We start from the raw sequence: 12,892 nt of genomic DNA, 5'->3' as shown, positions 1-12,892 counted from the left end.
GGGCACCTCTGCTTTACCGTTGTGCATGGGAGAAATCCCAGTACTTTGTAGGACAGAGAGGCTAGAAAGCGAATCCAGTACGTGAGCCCGGCCATTGCCGAGCCGCCTACGCCAACCTAATTCTGGCGCCGTTTGCCCACATGCAAAAAACCAGTGCCACGCTGCTGATAATCGATGACGACGAAGTAGTGCGCGCGAGCCTCGCGGCCTATTTGGAAGACAGTGGCTTCAGCGTCCTGCAGGCCAGCAATGGCCAACAGGGTCTCCAGGTGTTCGAGCGCGACAAGCCCGACCTCGTGATCTGCGACCTGCGCATGCCCCAAATGGGCGGCCTCGAGCTGATTCGCCAGGTAACCGAGCGTGCGCCGCAGACGCCAGTGATTGTTGTGTCCGGTGCCGGCGTGATGAACGATGCTGTCGAGGCCCTGCGCCTGGGCGCTGCCGACTACCTGATCAAGCCCCTGGAAGACCTGGCGGTGCTGGAGCATTCGGTGCGCCGCGCGCTGGACCGTGCTCGCCTGCTGCTGGAAAACCAGCGCTACCGCGAAAAGCTCGAAACCGCCAACCGCGAACTCGAAGCCAGCCTCAATTTGCTCCAGGAAGACCAGAACGCCGGTCGCCAGGTGCAGATGAACATGCTGCCGGTGAGCCCGTGGACCATCGACGAATTCAAGTTTGCGCACCAGATCATCCCGTCGCTGTACCTGTCGGGTGATTTTGTCGACTACTTCCGCGTCGATGAGCGACGTGTGGCGTTCTACCTGGCCGACGTGTCCGGCCACGGCGCTTCTTCTGCGTTTGTTACCGTGTTGTTGAAATTCATGACCACACGGCTGTTGTTCGAATCCAAGCGCAATGGCACCTTGCCGGAGTTCACCCCCTCCGAGGTGCTGGGCCACATCAACCGAGGCCTGATCAGCTGCAAGCTGGGCAAGCACGTGACGATGGTTGGCGGCGTTATTGATGAAGAAACCGGTCTTTTGACCTACAGCATCGGCGGTCACCTGCCGATGCCGGTTTTATACACTCCCGACAGTGTGCGTTACCTGGAAGGCCGTGGTCTGCCGGTGGGCTTGTTTAACGAAGCCACCTACGAAGACCACATTCTGGAATTGCCGCCGACTTTCAGCCTTACGCTGATGTCCGACGGCATACTGGACCTTCTTCCAGAGCCTACACTCAAAGAGAAAGAAGCCGCCTTGCCCCAAAAGGTCAAGTCGGCGGGCGGCAGCCTGGATGGCCTGCGGCAGGTTTTTGGATTGTCCACGCTAGGGGAGATGCCGGATGATATCGCCCTATTGGTGTTGAGCAGGAATCTTTGATGAGTACCGGAAGAATCCAATTCGCCGAGCAAGACGGGACCTTCGTCCTGAAGTTTGTCGGTGAAGTGCGCCTGACCTTGTGTTCGGCGCTGGATGCGACGATTGAGCGGATCTTCACCGCGCTGAACTTCTCAGCGATCGTGATCGATCTGACCGAAACCCGCAGCATCGATAGCACCACCCTTGGCCTGCTGGCCAAGTTGTCCATTCTGTCTCGGCAGAAGGTTGGCCTGTTGCCGACCGTCGTCACCACCCACGAAGACATCACCCGTCTGTTGCAGTCCATGGGTTTTGACCAGGTGTTCAACATCGTTGACCGCCCGATCCCCTGCCCGGAATGCCTGACCGACCTGCCTTCGCAAGACCAGTCCGAAGAAGTGGTACGGGTCAAGGTGCTGGAAGCGCACAAGATCCTGATGGGCCTGAACGAGTCCAACCGCGAAGCCTTCCACGACCTGGTCAATGCCCTAGAGCGCCACTGACCTTCAGTTGAAACCCAATCCAATGTGGGAGCTGGCTTGCCTGCGATAGCGGTATGTCAGCCACCTATTCATTGCTGACCTACCGCTATCGCAGGCAAGCCAGCTCCCACAGTTTGAATGGGGTTTGGTTTGAGATCAGCAAACATGAAAAAGGGCGGCACCCTCACAGGTGCCGCCCTTTTTGTCGCCGCCTGCCTTACAACTTGGCAGTCAACAACGCCTCCAGCTTCTCCTGGTCCCGAGCAAACTGACGAATCCCCTCTGCCAGCTTCTCAGTCGCCATTGCGTCCTCGTTGGACTCCCAACGGAACTGCGCTTCAGTCAAATGCACCCGCGCTTCACCGGCATGGCCTGGCGACAGCTTGCGCTCCAGCTTGCCTTCATCCGCCGCCAGCTTCTCCAGCAGGTCCGGGCTGATGGTCAGGCGGTCACAGCCGGCCAGCTCTTCAATCTGGCTGAGGTTACGGAAGCTCGCACCCATCACTACAGTTTTATAGCCATTGGCCTTGTAGTAGTTGTAGATGCGCGTCACCGACTGCACGCCCGGGTCATCGGAACCGGTGTAGTCGTTGCCGTTAGCCTTCTTGTACCAGTCGTAGATACGGCCCACGAAAGGCGAAATCAGGAACACACCGGCTTCGGCGCAGGCCACGGCCTGAGCAAACGAAAACAGCAGCGTCAGGTTGGTTTGAATGCCTTCTTTTTCCAGCTTCTCCGCTGCGCGGATGCCTTCCCAGGTGGAGGCGATCTTGATCAGCACGCGGTCACGGCCTACGCCGGCTTTGTCGTACAGGTCGATCAGACGGTGCGCACGCTTGAGAATCGCGGCTTCATCGAACGACAAACGCGCATCCACCTCGGTGGAAATACGCCCCGGCACGACTTTGAGAATCTCTTGACCTACCGCCACCGCAAAACGGTCGCTGGCCAGGCCGACGTCACCGTTGCAGTCCTTCACAGCTTCATCCAGCAGCGTGGCATAGCCTGGAATCGACGCCGCCTTGAGCAGCAGGGAAGGGTTAGTGGTGGCGTCTTGCGGCTTGAGCTTGGCGAGGGTGGAGAAATCGCCGGTATCGGCTACAACGGTGGTGAATTGCTTGAGTTGTTCCAGCTTGGAAGTCATGGGCGTGCTCTGTCCTGTGGGTCTGATGACATTACCCGAGCGCCGACAAGCGCTCAAGGGCGCAAATACATTCAGTCCTTTGCGAGGGCAACAACCTGAAAACAGCCGTTTGAATGCCCCGTCTTGGTGCTAAATAGGAGACCAAAACCCCCAACAGGTTCAACCCAAGTTCCCCCAGCCCACGCGGCCCCGTGTGAGAGCTGGCTTCCTGTGGCGAGCAGGCTTGCCCTGCGTTGGGCTGCGAAGCAGCCCCAGTAAGGCGATCGAGTTTTTCATTCAGAACGCCGTCATAGTCATCAGGGCCGCTACGCACCCCAACGCAGGGCAAGCCTGCTCGCCACAACAGCCCAGCCACCGACCAACCCTGACACCCATCACCCAAAACGGTGGGAGCTGGCTTGCCTGCAATAACGCCAGCCCAGCCACCAACCACCCCCTGACACCCTGCACTCAAACTGTGGGAGCTGGCTTGCCTGCAATGACGCCAGCCCAGCCACCAACCAACTCCCTGACACCCCGCACTCAAACTGTGGGAGCTGGCTTGCCTGCGATAACGCCAGCCCAGCCACCAACCAACCCCCTGACACCCTGCACTCAAGCCTGTGGGAGCGGGCTTGCTCGCGAAAGCGGCCTGTCAGCCTCCAAATAAACCAACTGACACCCAACCCCTCACCGCCCCTCCAACAACTCCCCAGCCTGATCCAACAACGCCAACGGATCACTCGCCTTATGAATATCCACCGACAACAACTGCCTGAACCGACGAGCCCCCGGAAACCCAGTCCCCAACCCCAACACATGCCGAGTAATGTGATGCATCGCACCACCACTGGCCAAATGCTCCGCAATATAAGGCCGCAACTGCGCCAACACCTGCGCCCGACTCACCACCGGCGCCTCACTGCCAAACAACCGCTGATCCACCTCCGCCAACACATACGGATTGTGATAAGCCTCCCGCCCCAACATCACCCCATCAAACACCTGCAAATGCGCCTGGCACTGCTCCAGCGTCTTGATCCCGCCATTCAACACAATCTCCAACGCCGGGAAATCCTGCTTCAACTGCGCCGCCACGTCATACCGCAACGGCGGAATATCCCGATTCTCCTTCGGCGACAACCCCTCCAGAATCGCAATCCGCGCATGCACCGTAAAACTGGTACACCCCGCGTCCCTCACCGTGCCAACGAAATCACACAGCTCGGCATAACTGTCCCGCCCATTGATCCCGATACGATGCTTCACCGTCACCGGAATCGACACCGCATCCCGCATCGCATTCACACACTCCGCCACCAGGGCAGGGTGTGCCATCAGGATCGCGCCGATCATATTGTTCTGCACCCGATCACTCGGGCAACCGACGTTCAAGTTCACTTCATCGTAACCGGCAGCCTCAGCCATACGCGCACAGGCGGCGAGGTCGGCGGGGACACTGCCACCCAGCTGCAAAGCAAGCGGGTGCTCGGTTTCGTTGTGGCGTAGGAAACGGTCGTGGTCGCCATGCAGGATCGCGCCAGTGGTGACCATCTCGGTGTAGAGCAGGGCGTGCTTGGAGAGCAGGCGCAGGAAGTACCGGCAGTGGCGGTCAGTCCAATCCATCATCGGGGCGACGGAGAAGCGGCGGGAGAGTGGGGCGGATTGTAGGGGCATGGGGGGATCTGAGTCAGCGGGGTGAATGGGGCGCAGTTTATCAGGGATGGGTATTAGGTGTGGGGGAGGCGTGGTCTGTGCGCTTCACCTTTTCGTAAGGACGGTCTTTCCGACTGCCTGAGGGCGGAAACTGCGTAAATGTCGATATGTAGCTGAATAAGATTTTAAGAGAGCTGGACGCCATTCGGCATAATGGGTTCGCCTGGGGCTTGATCTTGGTGAAGAAATGGAGCAATTTTATCCGCGCTTGATGCTCTTTTTGGTTTTTCACTGAGCAGTAATAAACTATATTTATAAAAAACCAGACTGAGCTGGTTTTTTATTCAGTTGTAGCTGGTACTTATTTCTAATAACGGAATATTGCGTGTTGGGATGCCTTTTTTGGCACTGCACAAGTGGGGAAGGATATGGCGACTGTAGTTTCTATGATAAATATGAAGGGCGGTGTTGGAAAGTCTACTCTGACTTTTAATTTAGCTTGGAGGTCAGCGTGGAAAGAAAATCTTCGTGTACTGGCTGTGGATTTAGATCCGCAAGCGAACTTAAGTCAGTATTTTTTGGGGGCGCAGGCATATCTAGAGCTCCTCCAGAAATCTAAAACAATTGTAGATGTGTTTGAACAGTTTTCTGCGCCTAATGCCGCACACGGCGCACCAACATTAGTTCAGCCTCACGAAGTAATCCATAAATTAAGAGAATGGACGGATGGGAGTCTGTTACACCTCGTTCCGTCCAGATTGGAGCTTTCATGGACTTTAAAAAATCCTACTGAGAAAGCACATCTTTTGCCTCAGTTTTTGTCTAGAGTTCAAGATCAATATGATCTGATTATTATTGACTGTGCTCCGACTGAGTCTATTTTAACTGTTGCGGCTTATCGGTCTAGTAGATATGTTTTTGTTCCTGTAAGGCCGGAGTTTTTAGCTACAATCGGGCTACCTTTACTTGCTCGCTCCCTGAATGAATTTAAATTGCAGCATCCAGGTCAAGTCATAGATATGGGTGGAATTATATTCAACGGATTGCGTAGGACGAATACGCCAAATGAGCAAATTCGCTCAATGGCCGATGTTGCTGAAATCGCCAAAAAACAAGGCTGGTCTGTGTTGAAAAATGCCGCCCATCATTCAGACTCATATCCTGCGGGTTCTAGAGATGGCACACCCATATTTCAGACTAACTATGCGCGAGATTACGTTGTTTCGGAGTTCAATAATGTATCTGATGAGTTTCTCAGAAAGGTAGGGTTGAAGTGAGATCGAAAGTAAAGCAAGCAGTGATAAAAATACTTTCGCTTCAAAATGAGTTTACTAAAGGTGAGCTGATTGAAGCCTTTGAATTTATTAGGAAGTCTCGGATAGATACTATCTTTGATAACGTGAGGGCGAACCAGAAGACTGGTACTGGTCAGGACGCAGGTACGAGGAGAGTTTCGGCCAAATCGGCTGGTGGTGAAAGAGTGATTGATCTTTCAAGTTTTCAGGTGGATGATCCTGAAAAACTTGAAGTTCTGTCGGTATTCGTGGCAGGTCTGGAGAGCGGGAAGTACCTATCGAGTTTAGATAGCATCAGGAAATTTGGGCTTTCTTTGGAGAAAAGCTTTTATGCTGGGAAGTCAAGAAAAGACGCAGTCCCTAAGCTAGTAGAGTTGGTCGCGAAAATGCCTGTTGATGATGTGAAGAAGTTTGTACGGCGAGTTATGGATACAAAAGAGGACGCGGGTATGCTCGATAAAGGTTATCAAAATTTGGCGGAGTTTTTATTGCGTAACTGAAGTTGCCATATAGCGAGTCGAATGTTCAGGTTGAGTAGCTAGGGGCTTGAGAAAATTCTCACAGTCTACTCAGCTTGCCGCTCAGACATCTTCTGGCTAACCCCTCCAGCCGCTGCAAACCCAGCGGCTGGATGTGGAAGTCCGACCAAGCTAAAGGCGTTTAATCGCCCATAAACACCTACCTACGTTTTTTACGCCTGTATGATTGCTTATGGAAAAATAGGGTCAGACCACCATTATCTAAATATGGTCTGACCCTATTTCTACTGCGTGGTGACCATCTCGGTGTAGAGCAGGGCGTGCTTGGAGAGCAGGCCCAGGAAGTACCGGCAGTGGCGGTCGGTCCAATCCATCATGGGGGCGACGGAGAAGCGCGGGAGAGGGTTTGAGGTGGAGCTATATCTGAGAGCATTGGGATCTGGGATGGAGACTACGAGGGGTGGGGAGTTTATCAGGAACGGACCTAAGGGGGCTGGGTGTTGATTGTGCCACGCGCGACCCAGTGTTAAATAAATCTGTCCCACTTTTTCTTTGTCTCTAATATAGCTACGGAATAGCCATTGCTATTTGCGCAGAAAGTGATCGTTGAGGAAAATAGATGGGGGCGTCCAATAGTTCTTTTATTTCTACGAAGTATGTTAAGTTTGATTTGTAAGATTTTCTGTTTTTAGCTTTTGATTTTAAGGAGCGTTGCTTGATGGAAGCGGTTCTCGACTAAGAGGAGTTTTGTGTGGATATAACCTTTGCGTGGTGGAATGTCGGGTTGAAGCCACCAGTGGCATCAGCTAAAGAACCAGCTATATCTAGTGTATTGCGCCCCTGGTTTTTATTTTGCCATTTGGAAGAGACGTTAAAGCTTGATGTTATGGCTTTTGGGGAAGTTTCTGATTTGTTTGTTCAAACATTGGCGATTTCGTTTTTAAGGATGGGGTTTGAGTCGGTTAGTATAACTGGTAAGGAAGGGCGAATAATATTTGATATTGCTATTTTCTATCGGGTTGACAAGTTGGAGTTTGTAAGGAGTCAGAATATAGTGCATCCACATTATTCGGGTGCGTTGCGAGTGGCAGTTAAGCTGGAGTTTAAAAACAAATCTACAGGTGAGGTTTTTTATTTTTATGTTTCTCATTGGCCTAGTCGTATGTCTCGGCCAGACCTGGGGCGAGATGAGCTTGGATATAAGTTGAGATCTGAAATCGATGAGGTATTTGAGGAGGAAGGGTACGCTGCAAAAATTATTCTAATGGGAGATTATAATGATGAGCCATTTGACAAGCCTATATATGATAAGCTAATTGCTACTCGCGATAGGGATGTAGTGTTTAATAAGCCTTTTATACTTTACAATCCTTTTTGGAGAACTTTAGGTGGGATTAAACCGTATAAACGAAAAAATATTATGTCGCCCTGCTATGGGACTTATTATTATAAGGCAAGTGGGCATGTGACTAAGTGGTTTACATTTGATCAGATTATAGTGTCGTCTGCATTCATGGGGCATACCGCTTGGCATCTTGATGAGGAGTTCACATCTGTGTTTAACTATCAAGAGGATGAGTATCTTGATGGTAGTTTTTTTAAAAAATTCGATCATTTACCTGTGTATGGACGAGTGACTAGATATTATGACTGACTTTATGAGTGCGTTAGCTGCGGGCCTTGAATCTGCGAAAAATACTGATAGGCAAAGACGTGAAATTGATGAAAAATTAAATTCGCTCCAGGCTCTGGTGTTACAAGGGACTTTTGGTGCTGCTGAGCTCCAATTCGAACCGTATGCGAACCATAATATGGCGATTCTGGGGCATTCTGTCTTCTCTCTTTATGCAGTATCAACGCATGATACGACGAAGGGGCGGCGGATTGCATATTTTATAATTGATCGGGATCACGGTTATCCATTTGTACTCGAAGCTCCGGATTCTAAGTGGGTATGTGTATCAGTAGACGAAATTGAATATGCTTTTTCTGAACTAGTTCAGGCGACTGCGGTGGCAAATTTCCTCTTTGAACTGATAGAGTTGAAAAACCGATAAATTATTGTATGCAGAGATTTAAAATTTATTTTTTGGAATCCAAAATTTTTTGGAGGCGTGCGCTTTTTCTGGGGTTGACCGCTCTCATCGTTAACTTCCTCAAGCTGCCGCAGATCTTGCGGCCGTATGTGTGGCGGATACAGGGTGCAGGCCACGATATTGCCAGGAACTTTCCCACACTCTTTTAGGCTTGCCCGTGGGACCCTCTGTGGCTAGTCTACCCAAGCCGCTGCAAACCCAGTGGCCGGAGGTGGAAGTCCGTATTGCTAAGGCGTTTTAACTCCCGAAAATATTTGGAGCTTCGCCCATGCATAACAAATCACCCAATCTTTATGTCGATCAAAACACCGCACCCGCTGATGCCAAGCTACAAAAGGCTGCCCAGAGAGCGATCCACCATTACCTGCCGCCATCTGACGCCGCCGCCCCCGCCGACAACCCAACCAGCAACCTATTCTCCGTCAGCCCCAACATCGACACCGAAACCCTCCTAGCCAACGCCGCCGAGCACCTCGATTCCGCCAACCAAATAACCGCCACCCTGGCCTTCGACCTCGAAGACCCGCACCGCGCCATCATCCTCGGCATCCAGCAACTCATCGACCTAAGCGCTTTACTCGTCGCCCGCGCCCAAGAGCAAGTCGCCCCTGCCGCCAGCCCAGCCACCGCCTGACCCCAACCCCGCCGCCTTACTCCAAGGCGGCAACCTGAACCCCTGCTGTCACCGCGCAAAATTTCATAATCCCCAGCGCCTTTGAGGTCTACGATCCTCTTCAAGAGAGGCCCCCCGCACCTCCAGCCCATAGAGAACTGAAAACATGATCTCGAACCTGGTTAAAGTCGCGCTGATTGCTGGTGCGTTGCTGTTGGGCGCTTGTTCGACGGGGTCGTCGGGCGGGAGTGGTGATCCTTGCTTTACTGGCGGATGCCAGGCGTTTGGGGACCATAGCCCGAGCAAGGCGGCCAAGATGAGTTTTGGCGGGAGTGGGTTGGGGAGTAGTTATGGGGAGTATGGGTCGGGGTTGTTGCATGATGATTGAGTGGGCGGGTGGGCAGTCGTTGATTTGTTGACTGGCCCACCGTTATCGCGGGCAAGCCCGCTCCCACATGGGTGCAGGGCTCCCACATTGGTACAGGGGTGGCCTGTGATGTATCAGTGGCCGTCTTTCATGCGGCGGGCGATGAGGTAGATGCCCAGGCCGACCAGCGCGGTGGCGGCGCCAATGTAGCCGGTGCTGGTCCAGCCATATCCCGCTGTAATTGCCATTCCACCTAACCATGGGCCCAACGCGTTTGCCAGGTTGAACGCTGCGTGGTTGGACGCCGCCGCCAAACTTGGGGCTTCGTGGGCAATGTCCATCAGGCGGATTTGCAGCGGCGCGGCCATGGCAATCATGGTGCCGACCAAACCGATGCCCAGCAGTACGCTCCACAGCGAGCTGGCGGCGAAGGTGAAGAAGATCAGTACGGCCATCGACCACACCATAATCCAGCCCACGGCGCGAAATTGCATACGGTCGAACAGTTTGCCACCGGCGATGTTGCCGATGATGCCGCCCAAGCCAAACGCGGCGAGGCCGAAGGGGATCCATTGGGGCGAGACTTTGGTCACTTCGAGCATGGTCGGGGCGAGGTAGCTGAACACGCAGAACATGCCGGCAAAGCCAATCGCGCCGATGGACAGGGCCATCCACACTTGGGGTTTGGTGAAGGCGCGCAGTTCTTTGCGCGGGTCGCTGCGCGGTTCGTCGTGGCGGTCGGGGACGAATTGCCAGACCAGGGCGATGGTGCACAGTGCGATGGCGCTGACCAGTGCGAACGCCGAGCGCCAGCCCAGGTGTTGGCCCAGGAAGGTGGCGATGGGGTTGCCGAGCAGCATGGCGAGGGTGAGGCCCATCATCACGCGGGCCACGGCGCCGGCGCGTTTGTCGTTGGGCACCATGCTGGAGGCGACGACGGCGGCGATGCCGAAGTAGGCGCCGTGGGGCAGGCCGCTGATGAAGCGGAAGGCCACCAGCGAGCCGAAGGTCGGGGTGAAGGCGGTGGCGAGGTTGCCCAGGGCGTACAGGCCCATCAGCAGTAAGAGCATGTGTTTGCGCAGCAGCTTGGCGCCGAGGATGGCCAGCAGTGGCGCGCCGACCATCACGCCCAGAGCGTAGGCGCTGATGGCGTGGCCGACTTGGGGTTCGCTTAAGCCCAGGTTTTGGGCGATGTCGGGCATCAGGCCCATGATGGCGAATTCGCCGGTGCCGATCGCGAAGGCGCCCACGGCCATGGCCGCTTCCATTTTGGCGGCGCTGCGCGCGGGCAGTACGTGCCCGGGTGTTTGCTGGATAGTCATGGGTAACTCTGTAGGAAAAAAGTGCACGAAGGACAGTGGCGATGCTACGCAAGCCGCCACGAAGGTGTCTAGAACAGCGTTTTGCGCGAGCGTTCAGTTTGATTAAACGCCCTGTGACCCCAGGTCGCGGCTGGGATGCTTGACACGTGCGCGTTAAAAGCCGCGATTTAGAGCTGTCAATTGGCCAAACGGCGCATAAATGCGGTTCAGCGTGATATTCTGCGCGCCGTCTTGGTCTAGTCTTTCCCCGGTGCGTACACCCGTATACGTCCCGGCGGTCGGCTGTCGCCCAGGTAGCTGAAGCCAATAATGATAAGAAGTCAGCGCAGAAGGGACAAAAACAGTGAGGTCGCTACGTCGGCCTTGTGTGCCCACCCTACGGCCTGCAGAGTCAGGGGCAGTGGGGCGGATGGCGTTTTATCATAGGTGCTACTGATGTTTAAAAAAGTAAACACTGCCCTGCTGGGGCTGGCTTTGTCGATGGGGATCACGTCCGTTCACGCGGAAGAGGCAAAGAAAGTCGATGTGCTGCTGATCGGCGGCGGCATCATGAGTGCGACCCTGGGTGTTTGGCTCAATGAGCTGCAGCCGGACTGGTCGATGGAGATGGTCGAGCGCCTCGATGGCGTGGCCGAAGAAAGCTCCAACGGCTGGAACAACGCCGGTACCGGTCACTCGGCCCTGGCCGAGCTGAACTACACCCCGGAAAACAAGGACGGCACCGTTGAGATCCCGAAAGCGGTCGAGATCAACGAAGCGTTCCAGATTTCCCGTCAGTTCTGGTCCTGGCAGGTTCAGCAGGGCGTGCTGAAGAACCCGCGTTCGTTCATCAACTCCACACCGCACATGAGCTTTGTGTGGGGCGATGACAACATCAAGTTCCTGAAAAAACGCTACGAAGCCCTGCAAGCCAGCCCGCTGTTCGCCGGCATGCAGTACTCCGAAGACCCGGCGCAGATCGCCAAGTGGGTTCCATTGATGATGGAAGGCCGTGATCCGAAGCAGAAGATCGCCGCCACCTGGACCCCGATCGGCACCGACGTGAACTTCGGCGAGATCACCCGCCAGTTCGTCGCTCACCTGCAAACCACGCCGAAGTTTGATCTCAAACTGTCGAGCGAAGTGCAGGACATCACCAAGAACGCCGACGGTTCGTGGCGTGTGAGCTACAAAAACCTGAAAGACGGCACCAAGACCGAAACCGACGCCAAGTTCGTGTTCATCGGCGCGGGCGGCGGTGCACTGCACCTGCTGCAAAAGTCGGGCATTCCTGAAGCCAAGGAATACGCAGGCTTCCCGGTTGGCGGTTCGTTCCTGGTGACCGATAACCCGGCCATCGCCGAGCAGCACATGGCCAAGGCCTACGGTAAGGCTTCGGTTGGCGCGCCACCGATGTCGGTTCCGCACCTGGACACCCGCGTGCTGGATGGCAAGCGTGTGATTCTGTTTGGCCCATTCGCAACCTTCTCGACCAAGTTCCTGAAGGAAGGCTCGTACCTGGACCTGCTGACCAGCACCACCACCCACAACATCTGGCCTATGACCAAAGTCGGTATTCGTGAATACCCACTGGTCGAGTATCTCGCCGGCCAACTGATGCTGTCTGATGACGACCGCTTCAAGGCGCTGCAAGAGTACTTCCCGAACGCCAAGCAGTCCGACTGGCGCCTGTGGCAAGCCGGTCAGCGCGTGCAGATCATCAAGCGTGACGAAGAGCAGGGCGGCGTCCTGAAACTCGGCACCGAAGTGGTCAGCTCCGCCGACAACACCATCGCCGGCCTGTTGGGTGCATCGCCAGGCGCGTCCACCGCGGCTCCGATCATGCTGACCGTGCTGCAAAAAGTGTTCAAGGACAAGGTCGCGACCCCTGAGTGGCAAGCCAAACTGCACCAGATCGTACCGAGCTACGGCACCAAGCTGAACGACAGCCCGGAAGCGGTTGCCAAGGAATGGGCCTACACCGCCGGTATCCTGCAACTGACGCCTCCGCCTGCGATCCCGCAGTTGAGCGCACCAAAGGCAACCCAGGCCACCGAGGCTGCCAAGCCTGCGGCTGAGCCGAGCAAGCCGACGTCTGACCTGGCGCTGTAAGCCAAGCCTGATGTTAAAAAGCCCGCTGAACCGGTAACGGTCAGCGGGCTTTTTTGTGGGCGTGGGT

General features: G+C 54.9%; 12 protein-coding genes and 1 pseudogene. 9 read left to right on the top strand and 4 right to left on the bottom strand.

Annotated features, from left to right (window positions below; all coding sequences use genetic code 11):
* The first annotated feature begins 140 nt into the window (after nucleotides 1-140).
* Together rssB and rssC are read left to right on the top strand one after the other, a co-directional pair.
* Complete coding sequence (rssB, locus tag HX790_RS02900) at nucleotides 141-1,322, top strand: two-component system response regulator RssB (RefSeq protein WP_099548684.1); 1,182 nt, start codon at nucleotides 141-143, stop codon at nucleotides 1,320-1,322.
* Nucleotides 1,322-1,804: an anti-sigma factor antagonist RssC gene (rssC, locus tag HX790_RS02895; RefSeq protein WP_003172602.1), complete on the top strand. Its 483-nt coding sequence runs from the start codon at nucleotides 1,322-1,324 to the stop codon at nucleotides 1,802-1,804. The genes rssB and rssC overlap by 1 nt, the downstream gene beginning before the upstream one ends.
* Nucleotides 1,805-2,000: 196 nt before the next feature.
* Here rssC and tal read toward each other — a convergent pair whose 3' ends face one another.
* Together tal and dusA are read right to left on the bottom strand one after the other, a co-directional pair.
* Nucleotides 2,001-2,927 (bottom strand): transaldolase, encoded by a 927-nt coding sequence (gene tal, locus HX790_RS02890; RefSeq protein ID WP_099548685.1) that lies wholly within the window; start codon nucleotides 2,925-2,927, stop codon nucleotides 2,001-2,003.
* Nucleotides 2,928-3,596: 669 nt separating this feature from the next.
* Complete coding sequence (gene dusA, locus HX790_RS02885) at nucleotides 3,597-4,583, bottom strand: tRNA dihydrouridine(20/20a) synthase DusA (protein ID WP_176991216.1); 987 nt, start codon at nucleotides 4,581-4,583, stop codon at nucleotides 3,597-3,599.
* Between the two features lie 407 nt (nucleotides 4,584-4,990).
* Between dusA and HX790_RS02880 the strand changes: the two genes are divergently transcribed.
* Together HX790_RS02880 and HX790_RS02875 are read left to right on the top strand one after the other, a co-directional pair.
* Nucleotides 4,991-5,839, top strand: a complete 849-nt coding sequence (locus HX790_RS02880; RefSeq protein ID WP_176991215.1) for a ParA family protein — start codon at nucleotides 4,991-4,993, stop codon at nucleotides 5,837-5,839.
* On the top strand, nucleotides 5,836-6,357 hold the full coding sequence (locus tag HX790_RS02875; protein WP_176991214.1) for a hypothetical protein: 522 nt from the start codon (nucleotides 5,836-5,838) through the stop codon (nucleotides 6,355-6,357). The genes HX790_RS02880 and HX790_RS02875 overlap by 4 nt, the downstream gene beginning before the upstream one ends.
* 269 nt (nucleotides 6,358-6,626) lie before the next feature.
* Here HX790_RS02875 and HX790_RS29785 read toward each other — a convergent pair.
* Nucleotides 6,627-6,713: pseudogene (locus HX790_RS29785) on the bottom strand (tRNA-dihydrouridine synthase); the annotation flags it as partial.
* A 374-nt stretch (nucleotides 6,714-7,087) separates the two neighbouring features.
* On the opposite strand from HX790_RS29785, the gene HX790_RS02865 reads away from it, so the two are divergent.
* From HX790_RS02865 to HX790_RS29520, 4 genes are all read left to right on the top strand, one after another.
* Entirely contained in the window at nucleotides 7,088-7,990 is a 903-nt protein-coding gene (locus HX790_RS02865; protein ID WP_176991213.1) for a hypothetical protein, read from the top strand.
* A complete protein-coding gene (locus HX790_RS02860) occupies nucleotides 7,983-8,393 on the top strand; it encodes a hypothetical protein (RefSeq protein ID WP_176991212.1) in 411 nt (136 codons plus the stop codon). Before HX790_RS02865 ends, HX790_RS02860 begins: the two co-directional genes overlap by 8 nt.
* A 307-nt stretch (nucleotides 8,394-8,700) precedes the next feature.
* Complete coding sequence (locus HX790_RS02855; RefSeq protein ID WP_176991211.1) at nucleotides 8,701-9,066, top strand: DUF6124 family protein; 366 nt, start codon at nucleotides 8,701-8,703, stop codon at nucleotides 9,064-9,066.
* 145 nt (nucleotides 9,067-9,211) lie between these two features.
* Entirely contained in the window at nucleotides 9,212-9,433 is a 222-nt protein-coding gene (locus HX790_RS29520) for a hypothetical protein (protein ID WP_225933040.1), read from the top strand.
* A gap of 113 nt (nucleotides 9,434-9,546) precedes the next feature.
* Here HX790_RS29520 and HX790_RS02850 read toward each other — a convergent pair whose 3' ends face one another.
* Nucleotides 9,547-10,734: an MFS transporter gene (locus HX790_RS02850; protein WP_176991210.1), complete on the bottom strand. Its 1,188-nt coding sequence runs from the start codon at nucleotides 10,732-10,734 to the stop codon at nucleotides 9,547-9,549.
* Nucleotides 10,735-11,169: 435 nt separating this feature from the next.
* Here HX790_RS02850 and mqo point away from each other — a divergent pair, with 435 nt between their 5' ends.
* Nucleotides 11,170-12,825: a malate dehydrogenase (quinone) gene (mqo, locus tag HX790_RS02845; RefSeq protein WP_099549600.1), complete on the top strand. Its 1,656-nt coding sequence runs from the start codon at nucleotides 11,170-11,172 to the stop codon at nucleotides 12,823-12,825.
* Nucleotides 12,826-12,892: the final 67 nt, after the last annotated feature.

The organism is Pseudomonas sp. IPO3747 (genome assembly GCF_013385245.1).
Lineage (GTDB): Bacteria > Pseudomonadota > Gammaproteobacteria > Pseudomonadales > Pseudomonadaceae > Aquipseudomonas > Aquipseudomonas edaphica.
Note: the sequence above shows the minus strand (reverse complement) of the source record. Positions and strands in the feature narration are given on the sequence as shown.